Origin of the sequence: Achromobacter insuavis (assembly GCF_902859645.1) — a bacterium.
Classification (GTDB): Bacteria; Pseudomonadota; Gammaproteobacteria; order Burkholderiales; family Burkholderiaceae_B; genus Achromobacter; species Achromobacter insuavis.
Genome location: NZ_CADIJR010000004.1, coordinates 73,349 through 90,719 on the forward strand (window position 1 = coordinate 73,349; position 17,371 = coordinate 90,719).

The following is a 17,371-nucleotide window of genomic DNA, read 5'->3' on the forward strand; positions in this document are numbered from 1 at the left end:
CGTTCGCGGCGGTCAAGCGCGCAAGCGCGGCTCCTGCTGCACGCACTCCACCAGGAAATCCATCACCGCCTTGACCGCGGGCGACCGGCGCAGATCCGGAAACACCGCCAGCCAGAGATCGCGCGAGGGCGCCTCGCCCTCCACCGCCAGCCGTTGCAGCATGGCGTCGCTGTCACCGACGATCGTCGGCAGCACCACCGCGCCCAGCCCCGACCGCGCCGCCATCTGCTGCGCCGCCAGGTCGCTGGCCGCGAACACCACCGGCCGGTGGCGGCGGATCTGGTGCAACCAGGCCTGCTGCGGCAGCGCATCGCCGCTTTCGTCGTACGCGATGAAGCGCCACTGGTCGGCGGGCTGCTCGCCGAACCCGGGACTGCCGTACAACGCGAAGCGCACCACGCCGATCTTCCTGCGCACCAGCGCCTCCTCTTCCGGACGCACGGTGCGCAGCGCGATGTCGGCCTCGCCCCGGTCCAGCGCCACCCGCGACCGCGACGGCAACAGCACCACGTTGAGTTTCGGATGCCGCTCGCGCAGCGCGGCCATGCACGGCGCAATGCAATGGCTCGCCAGCGACGGCGGCGCGCTGACCCGCACCGTGCCGGCCACCTCGATCGAGGCAATGCGCGACAGCTGCTCGACGCCCGTGGCGATCTCGGTCATGGCGCCGGCCAGGCGCGCCAGCGCGCGGCCGTCCTCGGTCAGCGGCCGGCTGCGCGGCAACCGGTCCACCAGCCGCAGGCCCAGCGATTTCTCCAGCGCGTCGATGCGGCGCCCCACGGTGGCATGCTCGACCTGCAACTCGCGGGCGGCCGCCGACAACGATTGGGTGCGGGCCAATACGGTGAAGTAATACAGGTCCTGCCAGTCGAACATCGGATTACCTGCTCACGAAGAGAAAGATCTTGTGGGAGAAAATTCCCGGATCCTGATTCCGTTTTTACCATGCGCCGTCCTGACGCCTGGGCACGCCTACGGTTCGACGGCGACCTGCAACGCGTGCGCCAGCGACACCCGCAGCATCTCGCCATGGCCGAACTGCGGGAACGCCTCGTAGCGGGCATCCGCGCCGCCCTCACGCAGGCCAGCCACCATCGCGCGCACGGCAGGCTGCAAGTCGATCGGCGTGCCATCCGGCCGCGTCGACGGCGCATCGGGCCGCTGGCGCGCCGGGTCGCGCGGCCGGGTGCCCGCCAGCACGATCACGCGCTTGCCGGCCGCGCGCCGCGCATCGAAGCGCCGCCACTCCCGCAGCAAGGCGCCGTCCGCCCACCAGGCCGAGGGGTCCCCCGTGATGTAGCGCGCGAACGTGTCAGGCTGCGTGAACAGCACATGCAACGCGAACAGGCCGCCATAGGAATGGCCCCACAGGTATTCGCGCTTCACGTCGACCGCGGCGCGCCCGCGCACCAGCGGCTTGACCCGTTCCCGCAGGAAAGCCAGGAACACGTCGGCGCCGCCGCCCGCGCGGCCCAGCACCACTGGATCCGGCTGCCGCACGCCTTGCTCGAACACGGGCGGCGTGTAGTCATAGGCGCGCGCAACCACGTCGTTGCGCGTCGGCACGTCATAGCCCACGGCCACCAGCACCGGCGCGCCGGCCGCGCCCAGCCGGGCCAGATCGGCGTCGGTCAGCGTGGCCAGCGCCGCGTTGCCGTCCAGCAGGTACAACACCGCGCTGCCGCCAGCCGGCGCGGCCTGGCGCGGCACGGCGATCTGGATGCGGTAATGGCGCTTGCCATCGGCCGAATCGAGGCGATGCGTTTCAAAGCGATAGACCGTCGACGGCCGGTCGGCCACGGTTTCGCCGACGAGCTGGTCCCCGCGCGCGGCCGGTGCGCCGGCGGCGGAGGGCGTCCGCGCCGGTATCTGCGTTGGTGCCGGTGCCTGCGCCTGTGCGCCCAGGCTACCGAAGACGCCGCTGAACATGGCGGCCAGGCAAAGACGGAACAGGGTGCGGGAGGACATCGGCTTCTCGGAATCATGCGTGCCGGCAGGCGCGGGCCTGGCGGCAACAGGGGAAACAACGCGGCGCGCCAGCACGGCTGGCGCCTGCCGCAGGATAGCCCAGACAGGAGCGCGACTCGATCCTGCTTTTCAGGCCAAGGCCGCGTCCGATCCGGCGCCCCCGGCTGGCGCGCCTGGCCCTCGCCCGTTCCGATCATTTCCGCACGGACCCCGTGAATTCCTGGGGAATTCCCAGACCGATTCACGCCTTCTACGATGGCTGGCACTGATCGGCGCGACCACGCGCCCCTCCCCACAAGGAATCCTTCGCAGTGAAAGCCATCCTGATAGAACGCTACGGCGGCCCCGAGGTCCTGCAGCTACGCACGGACCATCCCATGCCCGCCGCCGCCCCCGGCCACGTGGTGGTGCGGGTCGCCTACGCCGGCATCAACTTCATGGACGTGCACACCCGCCAGGGCAAGTACGCGGCCTCCGCCACCTACCCCGTGCGCCTGCCCTGCACCCTCGGCATGGAAGGCGCCGGCGACATCGTCGCGGTCGGCGCCGACGTCACGCACCTGGCGCCGGGCGACCGCGTCGCCTGGTGCATCGCCTGGGGCAGCTATGCCGAGTACGCCAGCGTGCCGGCGGCCAAGGTCGCGAAGATCCCCGACGCCATCCCGTTCGACCTGGCCGCCGCCGCGATCTTCCAGGGCGCCACCGCGCACTACCTGGTCGAAGACATCGCCCGGCTCGGCCCCGGCAGCACCTGCCTGATCCACGCGGCCTCGGGCAGCATCGGCCAGTTGCTGGTGCAGATGGCCGCGCGGCGCGGCGCCACCATCTTCGCCACCGCCAGCAGCGCGCAGAAATGCGCCGTCGCCCTCGCGCGCGGCGCGCATCACGCCCTGCCCTACGACGATGGCCGCTTCGCCGACCGCATCCGCGAGGCCACCGGCGGCGCGGGCGTGGACGTGGTGTTCGACGCGGTCGGCAAGACCACCCTGCGCGACAGCTTGCGCGCCTGCCGCACGCGCGGACTCGTCATCAACTACGGCAACGTCTCCGGCTCGGTCACCGACCTGGACCCGATCGAACTGGGCGAGGCCGGCTCGCTGTTCCTGACGCGGCCGCGCCTGGCCGACCACATGCGCGACGGCGCCACGGTGCAGCGCCGCGCCGACGCGGTATTCGGCGCGCTGCTCGAAGGGTCGCTCGATATCGCCATCGAAGGCCGCTACGAGATGGAAGACGTGCAACGGATCCATGCCCGGCTCGAGGCGCGCGAACAGATCGGCAAGTCCGTGATGCGCGTCGGGGCCGCGCATCACACATAACCTTTGGTTATGGTCACACCCGCACCACTCATTTGAACCTGTCGCCCGTCGCGCCCACACTCTCACCGTCCAGCGCCGGGCCGCCCGATGCGGCCTGGCGACCTGGACATGGGACCGCTGGGCATCCACGCCTGCCGCACCGCAGGACGGGATCACAACAATAGGCCGACACCGCCGGATGCGCAGCGCGTCACGGCCTGGCCACAAATCGATAGGGACGGAGAAGACATGACTTCATTGGCACAGACGGCGGCGGCGCCACGCCCGCCCGCCGGCGGCTCGCTGCACCCGCGCCGGCGCAATGCCGCCATCGCGGCATTCCTGGTGGGCCTGGCGATCGCGCTGTACACCCATTTCACCCTGCCCGGCCAGACCAGCCTGTGGGGCCTGACGCCCGTGCTGGTGTTCGCCATCATCGCGCTGCTGGGCGTGGACATCGTGCTGTCCACCATCGCCGCCATCGTGCTCGGCGCCATCATGACCGGCACCACGCCCATCGCCATGGGCAAGCTGCTGGCCGACTCGCTCGGCTCGTTCATCGCGGTGGTCGGCCTGATCATCGTGCTGGGCGCCGGCGTGGGCGAAGTCGCCGCGCGCACCGGCGCCGCGGAACAGATGGTGCGCGCCATCGTGCGCCGCATCGGCCTGTCGAACCAGGTGCGCGTGCGCCTGGGCATCATGGTGACCTCGACCCTGATCTGCGGCGCCCTGGGCACCCTGGCCGGCGGCAACGCCATCATCGCCGCGGTGGTCATCCCGATCGCCGCCGCCGTGCGCCTGTCGCCGCCCACGGTGGCCGCCCTGTTCCAGACCGCGGGCTCCGCCGGACTGGTGCTGGGCCCCTTCACGCCCAACGTGGTCACGGTGACCGGCCTGACCGGACTGAGCTATCCGCAGTACCTGATGGTGGCGGGCATCCCGATGGCCGTGGCGACGCTGCTGGCGGGCTGGTTCATGTCGGGCCGCATCCAGAAAAAGACCGAAGCCAGCCACCAATACGACGAAGCCGGCGCCGGCGCGGCCGCCTTCGACCTCGATGCGGCCCCCTCGCGCAGCGCCGTGCGGGCGGCGTGGGCGTTCTGCCTGACCATCGTTCTCCTGGCGATCGTCGGCGTGCTCGCCAAGGCGGGTTATGCCTTCGCCATCATCGTCATGGTGGCGCTGGCCACCACCACCGGACTGGCCGGCGGCATGGGTCCGCGCGCGATCCTGCAGGCGATGTACGCGGGCGCCGGCAAGCTGATCTGGATCTTCTTCCTGTTCTGGCTGTTCAATCCGGTGCTGGTGCTGGTGGACCAGCTCAACGCCTACCACGCCGTGCTGGAGCTGGCGAAGCCGCACCTGGCCGGCATCAGCGGCGCCATGCTGTGCGTCATCGTGCTGTGGTTCAACGTGATCGGCCACATCCCCGGCGCCGCGGTCGCGCAGATGACCTTCACCGCGAAGATCTTCGGCCCGCTGCTGGCGGCCGCCGGCGTCGGCCCCGCCGCCACCACCGCGGTCATCCTCGGCAGCTCGCAGATCGACTGGTTCGGCCCGTTCCCCACCTCGGACATGTTCGGCCAGATGGGCCTGGCGCGCTCGGGTGAGCTCAAATACATGCTCTACAACGGATGGGCGGTGATCCTGGTGAACCTCTGCCTGTTCTCGTCCCTGTTCTTCTTCCTGGTCTGAGGAGATCGACCATGTTCCCATTGGGATCGCAGCCGCTGGACCACCATGCCTTGCGCCAGCACGTCGACGCGGCGCTGGCGCCCCTGCTGGCGGCCACGCCCGCGCGGGTCTCGCTGAGCCTGCGCGACCTGGATGGCGGCGTCGTGCTGGCGCGCCAGGCCGACCGCGCGCAACCGTCGGCCAGCATCATCAAGATCCCCATCCTGCTGGCGCTGCTCGAAGCCGTGGCCGGCGGCCGCTACACGCTTGGCCAGCCGCTGGTGCTGCCCGCCTGCGCCGACCGCGCCGGCGGCACCGGCATCCTGGCCCAGTTGCCCAGCGTCACCATCCTGTCGCTGGCCGAACTGGCGCGGCTGATGATCGTGCTCAGCGACAACGTCGCCACCAACGCGCTGATCGAGCTGCTGGGGTTCGACGAGATCAACCAATGGAGCCAGCGCGCCGGACTGCCGGCGAGCCGCCTGCAGCGCCGCATGATGGACGCCGCCGCGCGCGAGGCCGGCCGCGACAACTTCACCAGCGCCGACGACGCCACGGCCGCGCTCTGCTGGCTGCTGCGCGACGGCATGCTGCCCGCGCCCCTGCGGACCTTCGCGCTCGACCTGCTGGCCGACCAGCGCGAACGCGCCCACTTCGGCGCCGCGCTGCCCGCGCCGGCCCATCTGGCCAGCAAGGCCGGCCAGTTGCCGGGCCTGCGCCACGATGCCGGCATCCTCACCGTGGCCGACCGCAGCGTGGTGCTGGCGGTGCTAGCCGACGGTTTCACCGATTGGCAGACCGCGCACACGCTCCAGGGCGGCGAAGGCGCCGCGCTGCTGGGCCAGATCGCGCGCGCCGTCGCGCTGGGGCTGCAGGCCCAGGCGCGGGAACACTGACAAGGAAACCCCCATGTCCATCCGAGTCGCAGCCATCCAGCTCGACAGCCGCGGCGACCGCGACGCCAACCTGGCGGCGCTGGAACACGCGATCACGGCCGCGGCCAACGACGGCGCCAGGTTGATCGTCACGCCCGAATACAGCGACGTGCGCGGCGCCCCATCCACGCTGCGGGCCGCCGCCAGCCCGATTCCCGGCGAGGTCACCGCGCGCCTGGCCGCGCTGGCGCAACGCCACGCCTGCTGGATCCACCTGGGTTCGATGCATGAACGGCTGGCGGGCCAGGAGCGGCTCGGCAACACCGGCGTCACCTTCGCCCCGGACGGCAGCATCGCCGCCGCCTACCGCAAGGTCCACCTGTATGACGCGGTGGTCGACGGCACGCCCTACCGCGAATCCGCCGACTTCGCGCCGGGCGCCCATCTGCAGACGGTCGAGGCCGCCGGCCTGACGCTGGGCCTGAGCATCTGCTACGACCTGCGCTTCGCCGAGCTCTACCGCGCGCTGCGCGGACGCGGCGCCAACGTGCTGGTGGTGCCCGCGGCGTTCAACCTGCACACCGGGCGCGACCATTGGGAAACCCTGCTGCGAGCCCGCGCCATCGAAAACCAGTGCTACGTGATCGCCGCCGCGCAGATCGGCGGCGACGGCCCGGGCCTGCCCTGCCTGGGGCGCAGCATGATCATCGACCCCTGGGGCACCGTGCTGGCCTGCATGCCCGACCGCACCGGCCACATCACGGCCGACCTCGACCCGGAACGGGTGGCCACCCTGCGCGCCGGCCTGCCGGCCTGGGAGCATCGCCGCACGGATCTCTATGACGGCAGCGCCATGAAGGACTGACCTTCGCGCCACCGGGACACGCGCCAGCGGGTGCCATGTCGGGAAAACACGGTTGACTGTACTTGTATAGGCAAGTACAAAAGACTCCCTCCGACATTGCACTTTCTGGAACGTGTCCATGAATGCAACGCAGTGCGCTACGCCATCGTTTTCCCGCGCCCTTGCAGGGCCGCGCTCCATCAGGGGCTTCCGACGAAAGCTGAGCGCGGTCTCGCGCAGGCTCGCGGGACCGCTGCTGCTGGCCCTGGCGGCAACCTTGCCCGCCACGCCCACCGCGGCCGCTGCGCCGCCCGAGGCGCAAGCGCGCGTCGCGGACAAGCAAAGCTCCCTGGCGCTGGACGGCGGGTCGCTCACCCCGTCGGACGTGATCGCGGTGGCCCGGCGCGGCCAGGCGGTGGCGCCCACCGACGCCTCCTGGCAGCGCGTGACCCGCTCGCACGACCTGCTGCTGGCATATGGCCGCCTGGGGCAGCCCGTCTACGGGCTGAACCGTGGCGTCGGCCAGAACAAGGACCAGACGATTTTCTCGGGCGACACGCTGTCCGACGAGGCCCGGGCAGCGTCAGCCGCCTTCAATCACCGCATGCTGCTGTCGCACACCGTCGCCTACGGCGAGCCGGCGAAGACCGAAACCGTGCGCGCCGCCATGTTGATCCGGCTGAATACCGCGCTGTTCGGCGGCACCGGCATGAGCCCGCCCCTGGTGCGCCAATACGTCGACTTCCTCAACAAGGGCCTGACGCCCGTCGTACTCGGGCAGGGGTCGGTCGGCCAGGCCGACATCACCATCCTGCCGCAGATCGGCCTGGCCATGATGGGCGAAGGCATGATCGAGCTGGACGGCAAAGCCATGCCCGCGACCGACGCGATGCGCCGCGTCGGCCTGGCGCCGGTCAAGCCCTACGCCAAGGACTCGCTGTCCCTGCTCAGCTCCAATGCCTACGGCGCCGCGCTGGCCATCCTGGCCGCGGACGAAGCCGGGCGCATGCTCGACCGCGCGGATGAAGTCGCGGCCCTGTCACTCGAGGGCTTGAACGGCAATATCGCGCCCCTGCTGGCCATCACCCAGGCGCAGCGGCCCTATCCGGCCCAGCAACAGGTGGCCCAACGCATCCTGTCCCTGCTCGACGGCAGCGCGCTGTGGCAGGCGGACGAGCAGCGCTCGCTGCAGGACCCGCTGAGCTTTCGCACCGTGAGCCAGGTGCACGGCGCGGCGCGCGAAGCCCTGCGGCAGCTGGATGTCCAGTTGCGGGTGCAGATCAACAGTTCCGACGACAACCCGACCGTGATCCTGGACGCGGCGCCGCCGCCCGGCGTTTCTGCCCAGGAAGCCCGTTACTACGTGACCCAGGGCCCACAGCGCGGCGCCGTGGTGCCCAGCGCCGGGTTCGATCCCACGGCCTGGGTGGTGCCCCTGCAATCGGTCGGGATCGCGCTGTCACAGGTGGCGCAGTCCTCGGCGCAACGCGTGCTGCGCATGGGCGATCCCGCCTTCACCAGGCTGCCGCGCTTCCTGTCGCCCAACGACACCACGCTGGCCTACACCACCATCCAGAAGCCCGTCTCGTTGCTGGCCACCGAGATCCGCGCGCTGTCGCATCCCGTCTCGTCCGATGCGCTGGCGGTCGCCGGCAACATCGAGGACGTGGCCACCAACGGGCCGCTGGCCGCGCAGCGCCTGGGCCAACAGGCCGTGCGCCTGCGCACGTTGCTGGGCATCGAACTGATCCACGCCGCGCAGGCGGTGGACCTGCGCACGCGCGCCGATGGACAGCGCCCGGTGGGCAAGGGAACCGGCGCCGTGCTGGCCGCATTCCGCCAGGAAGTACCGTTTCTTTCACAAGACAGGAGACTGGCCGACGACATTGCGCGCGCCGAACGGTTTCTTGATGAAGAGCGCGCCGTCACACCGTAGGCGCCGCGCCGCAGCCAGATCTGCAACAAGGGGAATGACCATGAACAAGTATGTCGCGCTGTGCCTGAGTAGCACCCTTCTCGCCACTGCCTTGTCCGCGCCCGCCGGCGCGGCCGACGGCAAGTATCCCGCCCGCCCTGTCACCATCGTCGTCCCGTTCGGCGCCGGCGGCATCGCCGACGCGCTGCCGCGCATCGTCGGCCAGGAACTCAACAGCAAATGGGGCGTGCCGGTCATCATCGAGAACAAAGTCGGCGCGTCCGGCAATATCGGCATGGACTATGTCGCGCGCGCCAATCCGGACGGCTACACGCTGGCCCTGGCGCCGGCGGGCAATCTGACGGTCAACCCGTTGCTCTACACCAAGCTGCCCTTCGACACGGCCAGGGACTTCGCGCCGGTGACCATGCTGGCCACCTCGCCCAACGTGCTGGTGGTCAACGCGCGCGTGCCCGCCAAGACCTTCACCGAACTGGTGGCCTACGCCCGCCAGCATCCGGACAAGCTCAATTACTCCTCCCCCGGACCTGGCAGCGGTGCCCATCTGGCGGGTGAATTGCTCAACCAGTCGGCCGGCATCGTCACGCGCCATATCCCGTACAACGCCATGGCCGCGGCGGTCAACGACGTGGTGGCGGGCAACGTCGACATGATGTTCGCCGGCGTATCCACCGTATTGCCGCACATCCAGTCCGGCAAGCTGCGCGCGCTGGCCGTGGCTGGCCCGCAGCGCCTGCCGCAACTGAAGGACGTGCCCACCGTGGCCGAGAGCGGCTACCCGGGCTTTGACGTGACCTCCTGGTACGGCATCGTCGCGCCGGCCAAGGTGCCGCCCGACATCCTCGATCAGTTGCAGGCCGATATCGCCGCCGTGCTGCAGAAGGAATCCGTGCGCCAGAAGTTCGCCGGCCTGGGCGTGGATCCGGCCGGATCCAACCGCGCCGACTTCGGCCAGGCGATCAAGCAGGAAACCGACAAATGGGCGGCCATCGTCAAGCAGGCCGGCATCCAGCCAATTCAATAAACAAGGGAGACAACATGCAATCCATCGACATCACCTATCTGAACGGCCCTGACGTGCGCGCGCTGGGCCTGACCGACGCCGAAATCCTGGCCGCCGTGCAAAGCGCGCTGGACGCCCAGGGACGCGGCCAGACCGTCATCGAGCCGCGCATGCATCTGGTGCCGGAATCCTCCGACAAGGGGCATTTCAACGTGCTGCGCGGCTATATCGCGCCGCTGCATGTGGCCGGCGTGAAGGTCGTCAGCGACTTCGTCGACAACTACAAGGTCGACCTGCCTTCCGAGATGGCCTTGCTAAACCTGTTCGATCCGGTCAACGGCAAGCCGCTGGCGGTGGTGGACGCGACCGCCATTACCGACATGCGCACCGGCGCGGTCACCGCGCTGGGCGCCAAGTACCTGGCCCGCAAGGACAGCAAGGTCCTGGGCCATATCGGCTCGCGCGGCACCTCGTACTGGAATGTGCGCCTGCTCGACAGCCTCTACGACTTCGACGAGATCCGCGTGCATTCGCGCCGCCCCGAAAGCCAGCAGGCCTTCGGCGAACGCCTGTCGCGCGACCTGGGCAAGCCCGTGAAGGTCGTCAACGACTGGGAATCCTGCGTGCGCGGCGCCGACATCGTGGTGGAGGCCTCGCGCCTGCCCCAGCCCACGCCGCTGCTCAAGACCGAATGGATCAAGCCCGGCGCCCTGGTCATGCCCTATGGCACCATGAGCGCGGTGGAACTGAGCCTGACCGACATCATGAGCAAAGTGGTGGTCGATGACTGGGGCCAATGCCGCAAGGGTCTGCCCTACGGCGCATTGCGCGCCCACGTCGACAGCGACCGCATTACCGAGAAAAACCTGCACGCCGAACTGGGCCAGATCGTCGCCGGCCTGAAGCCGGGCCGCGAGCGCGATGACGAGACCATCCTGTTCTGGCACCGCGGCCTGTCCACCACCGACATCGCGCTCGGCCACGCCATGCTGGAGAAAGCCCGCAAGATGGGCCTCGGCCAGACCCTCAAGTTCGCGTAGGAAGCCGGCCATGGAATTCATGACTTCGACGCGCATGTACGACGTCGCGCCCGCGGCGCGGGCCGCCTGGCATGCGCTGCTGCGGGCCGCGCATGATCGCGCCGGGCTGCGCGTGCGATTCGTCGAACATGGCTGGCCGGCGCCGATCGGCGAGCTTTGGGAACGGCCCGGCCTGTGCGGCGTCTTCATGTGCGGCTGGCCCTACGTGAGGGCGCTGAAGGCCGGCAGGGCATTCGGCGCCATGGCCGCGGTGGTGCCCGACTGGCCGGCCTACGAGGGCCTGCCACGCTATCGCAGCGAATTCCTGGTTCGCGCCGACTGCACGTGGTCGTCGCTGGCCGACGCGGCCGGCAGCCGCTATGGCTGGATGGTGCAGGACTCGCAATCCGGCTGGAACGCGCCGCGCGCGGCGCTCGCCAAGGTTGCCCCGCCCGGCGGCGCCCTGTTCGCGGCCTCCAAGGGGCCTTACGGCAACCCGCGCGGCCTGCTGCGCGCCCTGGCCGACGGCGAGATCGACCTGACCGCCGCGGACGCCTGGTATCTGGATCTGCTGCGCGAGCATGATCCGGCCGCGCTGGCCGGGCTGCGCACGCTGGCGTACACGCCCTGGACCCCGAACCCCTTGCTGGTGGCGGGCCCCGACGTGGATCCGGCCGCCGCACAGGCCCTCTCGGACGCACTACTGGCCATGCATGAGGATCCGGCGCACAAGCCGCTGCTGCGCGCCGCCCACGTGGCGCGTTTCACCCGGCCCGACCCGGCCGCGTACACGGTGCTGGACGGCATGGCACAGGCGGCCGAGACGGCCGGCTACGCGGTGATCCGCTGACCCGGCGGCGTGTACAGGCCGGCGACGTATTGGCTGGCAACGTATTCGCCGGCCATGCCGACCGCACGCCCCTGCCGCGCACGATCCCGCGCCGCTTCCCCCGATTACGGGCCCCAGACGCAAAAAAGCCGGCGCCGCTTTCGCGGATCCGGCTATTGCTGATGGTGTCGGGAACACCACCAAGAATTCGACCACAGATAAGTGGTCGGGGCGAGAGGATTCGAACCTCCGACTCCTGCGTCCCGAACGCAGTACTCTACCAGGCTGAGCTACGCCCCGAGTCTGGGTATGGGCCTATACATCACCCACACCTTACAGCTACTGACTTCGTTGCGCTCAGTGCAACCAAATCATCTTTCCGCTTCGGCTTGAAGGCTTGGGCCTTCCCGCCTGGTGAACATTTCACCACCACGCTGTTTAGCGACTGTTTCCAGCACTGCTTTTCAGCTAGCGATCTCTATTCACCGCGAAAGCGCAGAATTCTAACAGAGAATTTAGAAAAGGGGAAACGGGATACGAAGAAAGTGCTTCGCGGGCCCGATTCGCCTCGACCTCGGCGGCCTGGCGGGCGTGTTCCAGCGCGTCCGTCGCCTGGATGGCGGCGGCCACGGCGGCGAAATCGGCATCGCCCGTCTTGATGGCGTCGCGGATCAATTGCTGCTGTTCCGGGGTGCCCACTTCCATCACGCGGATCAGCGGCAGCGTCGGCTTGCCCTCGCGCAGGTCATCGCCCACGTTCTTGCCCAGCGCGGCGGCATCGCCGCTGTAGTCCAGTACGTCGTCGACCAGCTGGAAGGCGGTGCCCACATGCCGGCCATACGCGGCGGCGGCGGCTTCCTGCTCGGGCGTGGCGCCGGCCAGCACCGCGCCCACCTGGGCCGCGGCCTCGAACAGCTTGGCGGTCTTGTAGCGCACGACTTGCAGGTAGCGCTCCTGCGACACGTCCGGATCGTGCACGTTCAGCAGCTGCAGCACCTCGCCCTCGGCGATCACCGTGGTGGCCTCGGACAGGATGCTCATGATGCGCATCGAGTCGGCCTCGACCATCATCTCGAACGAACGCGAATAGAGATAGTCGCCCACCAGCACGCTGGCGGCGTTGCCGAACACCGCGTTGGCGGTCTCGCGGCCACGGCGCAGGTCGGACTCGTCGACCACGTCGTCATGCAGCAGCGTCGCCGTATGGATGAATTCCACGACGGCGGCCAGCAACTGGTGATGCGTCCCTTCGTAGCCCAGCGCGCGCGCCACCATCAGCACCATCGCCGGACGCATGCGCTTGCCGCCGGCGCCAATGATGTAGTCGCCGATCGTACGGATCAGCACCACCTCGGAATTCAGCCGCTCGCGGATAACCGCATCGACGGCTTTCATATCGTCAACTATGGGAGCAATGAGCGCGGGGAGATTCAAGACGTATCCGGAGAGTGAAACGAGCCGTATGTAACAGCTCTTACCGCTGGGCCGCCGCAATGGCGGGGGATTCGACCAGCGATTATACGGGCTGTCAGGAACCAAAGCCGGACCCGGGAACGCCCCGCGCCCCGGGACGCGCCCGCCATCGACGGCCGTCATCCGCATTGATCGGCCCCCCTTTTTTCACCATCCGGAACGGCCGCCGCGGCGTCCAGGCGACACCTAAGCCCTTACCCCGCAAGCGCTTTTTGACTTTTCCCCAGCCCCACGCTAATATCCCGGATTCGGTCAGTGATGGCCGAATTACGTCGGTGAATTACGCACTACGCGCCCGGTAAACCGCAGGGAAGCAAACGCGGGGAAAAGCGGATGGGCCCAGAGTCCACGCCCGCTTGATACGCAGCCTTCCAGCATGCAGCACGGCCCCGAACATCCAGGGTCGTCCAACCGCCAGGCAAGTACCGCCAGCCCAGCAGGGCCGGCAAGCGAATAAGCCCATTTACCTATTTAAGGAATACCCCATGTACGCGGTCGTAAAAACCGGTGGCAAGCAGTACCGTGTTGCCATTGGCGAAAAACTCAAGGTAGAACAGATACCGGCTGACATTGGGCAAGAAATCACCCTGGATCAAGTGCTGTCCGTGGGCGAAGGCGACCAACTGAAAGTTGGTACGCCCCTCGTCGCCGGCGCCGTGATCAAGGCAACGGTTCTTGCGCAAGGCCGCCACGACAAGGTCAAGATCTTCAAGATGCGCCGTCGCAAGCACTATCAGAAGCGTCAGGGCCACCGTCAGAACTACACCGAAATCCGCATCGAAGCCATCACGGCTTAAGACGCGACTCGGTACCACATTAGCAGGAGCTAAACATGGCACAGAAAAAGGGCGGCGGCTCTACGCGAAACGGACGCGACTCAGAATCGAAGCGTCTGGGCGTCAAGGCTTTCGGCGGTGAACTGATTCCCGCTGGTTCGATCATCGTGCGTCAGCGCGGTACCCGTTTCCACGCTGGCGTGAACGTCGGCATGGGCAAGGACCACACCCTGTTCGCGCTGATCGACGGCAAGGTTCAATTCGGCTTCAAGGGCGCGTTGAACAAGCAAACCGTTTCGATCGTCGCCGCCGAGTAATCCTCGACGCAGCACGATCCGGCCAGCGGCGCGGTCGCCTCAGCGATCCGCCGCAGGCCAGAACGGCAAAGCCCTGTCGCACGCGGCAGGGCTTTTTTTCCTTCCGGCCACCGCAAATGCGCGGTGACCCTCGCCGCGTTGCGGCGAAGCCCCCTATCTCATACACGCGCAGACATCATGAAATTCGTAGACGAAGCCACCATTGAAGTCGTCGCCGGCAAAGGCGGCAATGGCGTGGCGAGCTTTCGCCGCGAAAAATTCATCCCCAAGGGCGGCCCGGACGGCGGCGACGGCGGACGCGGCGGCACCATCTTCGCGGTGGCCGATCGCAACATCAACACGCTGATCGACTTCCGCTACGCGCGCCTGCACCGCGCCAAGAACGGCGAAAACGGCCGCGGCTCGGACCAGTACGGCGCCGCCGCCCCGGACATCACGCTGCGCGTGCCCGTCGGCACCATCATCCATGACGCCGACACCGGCGAAGTCCTGTTCGACCTGAACCGCCACGAGCAGAAAGTCGTGCTGGCCGCGGGCGGCCAGGGCGGCATGGGCAACATGCACTTCAAGTCCAGCGTCAACCGCGCCCCGCGCCAGTGGACGCCCGGCAAGGAAGGCGAACACCGCTACCTGCGCATGGAACTGAAGGTGCTGGCCGACGTCGGCCTGCTGGGCCTGCCCAACGCCGGCAAGTCCACGCTGATCACCCGCATCTCCAACGCCAAGCCGAAGATCGCCGACTACCCGTTCACGACGCTGCACCCGAACCTGGGCGTGGTGCGCACCTCGCCGTCGCGCAGCTTCGTCGTGGCCGACATCCCCGGCCTGATCGAAGGCGCCTCCGAAGGCGCCGGCCTGGGCCACCTGTTCCTGCGCCACCTGGCGCGCACCCGCGTGCTGCTGCACCTGGTCGACGTGTCCACCCCCGATCCCGACGCGGATCCCGTGGAGCAGGCCGTGGTCGATGCCCGCGCCATCGTCGAGGAACTGCGCCGCTACGATCCCGAGCTGGCCGCCAAGCCGCGCTGGCTGGTGCTGAACAAGCTGGACATGGTGACCGATCCCGAGGACACCAAGCGCCGCTTCATCGAGCTGTACGACTGGAAGGGCCCGGTGTTCGGCATTTCCGGCCTGTCCGGCGAAGGCACCCAGGACCTGATCTACGCGCTGCAGGACTACCTCGACGCGGAACGCGAAAAGGAACAGCTGGCGCAGGACCAGGCCGACGGCACCTACGTCGCCGAAGACCCGCGCTTCGACGACACCCGCACCGACGCCGACAAGAAGCCGGCCGCGCCGCGTGGCGACGAATAAGCCATAATCGCAATCTCATTCGATTACGCCTTTTTCGCGCCGCAGCCCGCCGCCATCATGTCTGCCGAATCACCCGCCGTTTCCGTCGTCACCCACGCCCAGCGCCTTGTCGCCAAGGTCGGCTCGTCGCTGGTCACCAATGAAGGCCGAGGCCTGGATCGCGCCGCCGTGGCGCACTGGGCCGCCCAGATCGCCGCGCTGCACAAGCAGGGCAAGCAGGTGGTGCTGGTGTCCAGCGGCGCCATCGCCGAAGGCATGGCCCGCCTGGGCTGGCGCAAGCGCCCGTCGGTGATGCACGAACTGCAGGCCGCGGCGGCGGTGGGCCAGATGGGCCTGTGCCAGGCCTACGAAGCGGCCTTCGCCGAATACGGCCTGCGCACCGCGCAGATCCTGCTGACCCACGAAGACCTGGCCGACCGCCACCGCTATCTGAACGCGCGCAGCACGCTGTTCGCGCTGCTGCGCCTGGGCGTGGTGCCGATCGTCAATGAAAACGACACCGTGGTCACCGACGAGATCCGGCTGGGCGACAACGACACGCTGGGCGCGCTGGTCACCAACCTGATCGAAGCCGACACGCTGATCATCCTGACCGACCAGCGCGGCCTGTACGACTCCGACCCCCGCAAGAATCCCGACGCCAAGTTCATGGCCCACGCCCAGGCCGGCGATCCGGCGCTGGAAGCCATGGCAGGCGGCGCCGGCAGCGGCATCGGCACCGGCGGCATGCTGACCAAGGTGCTGGCGGCCAAGCGCGCCGCGCACAGCGGCGCGCACACCGTGATCGCCTCGGGCCGCGAACGCAACGTGCTGACGCGCCTGGCGCAAGGCGAATGCATCGGCAGCGAGTTGCGCGCCGTACTGCCCGTCTGGTCGGCGCGCAAGCAATGGCTGGCCGACCACCTGCGCCTGCGCGGCCGCGTGGTGCTGGACGACGGCGCCGTGCAGGCGCTGCTGCGTGAAGGCAAGAGCCTGCTGCCGATCGGCGTGGTGGACGTGGAAGGCGAATTCGGCCGCGGCGACGTGGTCGCCTGCGTCGACGGCCAGGGCCGCGAATGCGCGCGCGGCCTGATCAATTATTCGTCGGTGGATACGCGCCGCATCCTGCGCCAGCCGTCATCGCAGATCGCGCGCATCCTCGGCAGCATGACCGACCCCGAACTGATGCATCGCGACAACCTGGTCGTGCTCTGACAGGCACCGCCGGTTGACGATGAAGAAGGCGCCCTCAGGGGCGCCTTTTTTTGTGGTCGGGACAGCGCCTGCTTGCGACCGGGAGCACGTGATCGCAATGGCCGTCCGCACCGCGCCAGCCGGACCGCGCCGGCGGCGGGCCAGGTTACTGCTGTTCGGCCGGCACGCCCTGCGGCAGCAGCATGTAGCCCCACCCGCGCACGGCCAGCACCGGCAGGTCGATGTTGAGCCGACGCGCCTTGGAACGCAGGCGCGACACCAGCACATCGACACGCCGCGCGCCGTCCAGCGAATCACGCGTGGCATCGGGGAAGAAGCCCTCGCGCGGCAGGCACTGGTGCGGCGCATTCAACAAGCTGACGAAAAAGGCGCGTTCGGTGTTGGTCAGGGGCAGCCGTTCACCGGCGGGCCCGGCCAGCATGCGGCCACGGCCATCGACGCGCCAGCGCGGCATGGCGTCGGCCGCGGGATGCTGGTAGCGAATCAGGTTGCGCAGGACGGCATCCCATTCGGGGATGTTCGCCTGCAGCGGCACGCACACATGAGCGCCCGCGTCGAGCGCGGCGATGCGGGCCGGCGCGGAATCTTCGGGGGATTGCCAGACCACGGCGCAACCCGGCGCGGCGCGACGCAACGCCGCAATCAGTTGCGGCAGGTCGTCGGTGGCGCCGCGCAACACGATGGCATCGGCGGGTTCATTGCGCAGCCGCGCCAACAGGCCCTCCGGCGAGCGGCACAGACCGACCTCCCATTGAAATTGACGTAAGGTATGCACGAACTTGTTGCATGCCATTCCACCAAGTTGCACGACGAGGACGTAACCTCTTTCCTGCATGTGAGCGCCTCTTCGA

Annotated in this window: 16 protein-coding genes and 1 tRNA gene; 12 read left to right on the forward strand and 5 right to left on the reverse strand. The window is 68.6% G+C overall.

Going from position 1 to position 17,371, the window contains the following annotated elements; all coding sequences use genetic code 11:
- Window positions 1-12: 12 nt before the first annotated feature.
- On the reverse strand, window positions 13-876 hold the full coding sequence (locus tag H0523_RS04200; protein WP_054429348.1) for a LysR family transcriptional regulator: 864 nt from the start codon (window positions 874-876) through the stop codon (window positions 13-15).
- Between the two features lie 96 nt (window positions 877-972).
- Window positions 973-1,968 (reverse strand): alpha/beta hydrolase-fold protein, encoded by a 996-nt coding sequence (locus H0523_RS04205; protein ID WP_054429347.1) that lies wholly within the window; start codon window positions 1,966-1,968, stop codon window positions 973-975.
- 311 nt (window positions 1,969-2,279) lie between these two features.
- On the opposite strand from H0523_RS04205, the gene H0523_RS04210 reads away from it, so the two are divergent.
- The 8 genes from H0523_RS04210 to H0523_RS04245 all read left to right on the forward strand — a co-directional run bounded on the left by H0523_RS04210 (window position 2,280) and on the right by H0523_RS04245 (window position 11,467).
- The gene (locus tag H0523_RS04210) at window positions 2,280-3,287 is read left to right on the forward strand and encodes a quinone oxidoreductase family protein (protein ID WP_054429346.1); all 1,008 of its coding nucleotides are present in this window, start codon (window positions 2,280-2,282) and stop codon (window positions 3,285-3,287) included.
- Between the two features lie 228 nt (window positions 3,288-3,515).
- Window positions 3,516-4,961: a gluconate:proton symporter gene (locus tag H0523_RS04215; RefSeq protein ID WP_054429345.1), complete on the forward strand. Its 1,446-nt coding sequence runs from the start codon at window positions 3,516-3,518 to the stop codon at window positions 4,959-4,961.
- Between the two features lie 11 nt (window positions 4,962-4,972).
- Window positions 4,973-5,836, forward strand: a complete 864-nt coding sequence (locus H0523_RS04220; RefSeq protein WP_054429344.1) for a serine hydrolase — start codon at window positions 4,973-4,975, stop codon at window positions 5,834-5,836.
- A gap of 13 nt (window positions 5,837-5,849) precedes the next feature.
- Complete coding sequence (locus tag H0523_RS04225; RefSeq protein WP_082380364.1) at window positions 5,850-6,680, forward strand: carbon-nitrogen hydrolase family protein; 831 nt, start codon at window positions 5,850-5,852, stop codon at window positions 6,678-6,680.
- Between the two features lie 256 nt (window positions 6,681-6,936).
- Window positions 6,937-8,595, forward strand: coding sequence for an HAL/PAL/TAL family ammonia-lyase (locus H0523_RS04230; protein WP_054429343.1), 1,659 nt, complete (start codon window positions 6,937-6,939; stop codon window positions 8,593-8,595).
- Between the two features lie 40 nt (window positions 8,596-8,635).
- The gene (locus tag H0523_RS04235) at window positions 8,636-9,619 is read left to right on the forward strand and encodes a Bug family tripartite tricarboxylate transporter substrate binding protein (RefSeq protein ID WP_054429684.1); all 984 of its coding nucleotides are present in this window, start codon (window positions 8,636-8,638) and stop codon (window positions 9,617-9,619) included.
- Window positions 9,620-9,633: 14 nt separating this feature from the next.
- Window positions 9,634-10,638, forward strand: coding sequence for an ornithine cyclodeaminase family protein (locus tag H0523_RS04240; RefSeq protein ID WP_054429342.1), 1,005 nt, complete (start codon window positions 9,634-9,636; stop codon window positions 10,636-10,638).
- A gap of 10 nt (window positions 10,639-10,648) precedes the next feature.
- Window positions 10,649-11,467, forward strand: a complete 819-nt coding sequence (locus H0523_RS04245) for a phosphate/phosphite/phosphonate ABC transporter substrate-binding protein (protein WP_054429341.1) — start codon at window positions 10,649-10,651, stop codon at window positions 11,465-11,467.
- A 202-nt stretch (window positions 11,468-11,669) separates the two neighbouring features.
- Here the strand turns inward: H0523_RS04245 and H0523_RS04250 are convergent.
- Together H0523_RS04250 and ispB are read right to left on the reverse strand one after the other, a co-directional pair.
- Window positions 11,670-11,746, reverse strand: a tRNA-Pro gene (locus H0523_RS04250).
- Between the two features lie 168 nt (window positions 11,747-11,914).
- The gene (gene ispB / locus H0523_RS04255; protein ID WP_054429340.1) at window positions 11,915-12,880 is read right to left on the reverse strand and encodes an octaprenyl diphosphate synthase; all 966 of its coding nucleotides are present in this window, start codon (window positions 12,878-12,880) and stop codon (window positions 11,915-11,917) included.
- Between the two features lie 524 nt (window positions 12,881-13,404).
- Between ispB and rplU the strand changes: the two genes are divergently transcribed.
- From rplU to proB, 4 genes are all read left to right on the forward strand, one after another.
- A complete protein-coding gene (gene rplU / locus H0523_RS04260; RefSeq protein ID WP_006389960.1) occupies window positions 13,405-13,716 on the forward strand; it encodes a 50S ribosomal protein L21 in 312 nt (103 codons plus the stop codon).
- A 35-nt stretch (window positions 13,717-13,751) separates the two neighbouring features.
- Window positions 13,752-14,012: a 50S ribosomal protein L27 gene (rpmA, locus tag H0523_RS04265; protein ID WP_006216229.1), complete on the forward strand. Its 261-nt coding sequence runs from the start codon at window positions 13,752-13,754 to the stop codon at window positions 14,010-14,012.
- Between the two features lie 177 nt (window positions 14,013-14,189).
- Window positions 14,190-15,326: a GTPase ObgE gene (gene obgE, locus H0523_RS04270; protein WP_054429339.1), complete on the forward strand. Its 1,137-nt coding sequence runs from the start codon at window positions 14,190-14,192 to the stop codon at window positions 15,324-15,326.
- Window positions 15,327-15,383: 57 nt separating this feature from the next.
- Complete coding sequence (proB, locus tag H0523_RS04275; RefSeq protein WP_054429338.1) at window positions 15,384-16,520, forward strand: glutamate 5-kinase; 1,137 nt, start codon at window positions 15,384-15,386, stop codon at window positions 16,518-16,520.
- 145 nt (window positions 16,521-16,665) lie between these two features.
- Here the strand turns inward: proB and H0523_RS04280 are convergent, their stop codons facing one another.
- The gene (locus H0523_RS04280) at window positions 16,666-17,295 is read right to left on the reverse strand and encodes a winged helix-turn-helix domain-containing protein (protein WP_231689814.1); all 630 of its coding nucleotides are present in this window, start codon (window positions 17,293-17,295) and stop codon (window positions 16,666-16,668) included.
- Between the last annotated feature and the right edge of the window lie 76 nt (window positions 17,296-17,371).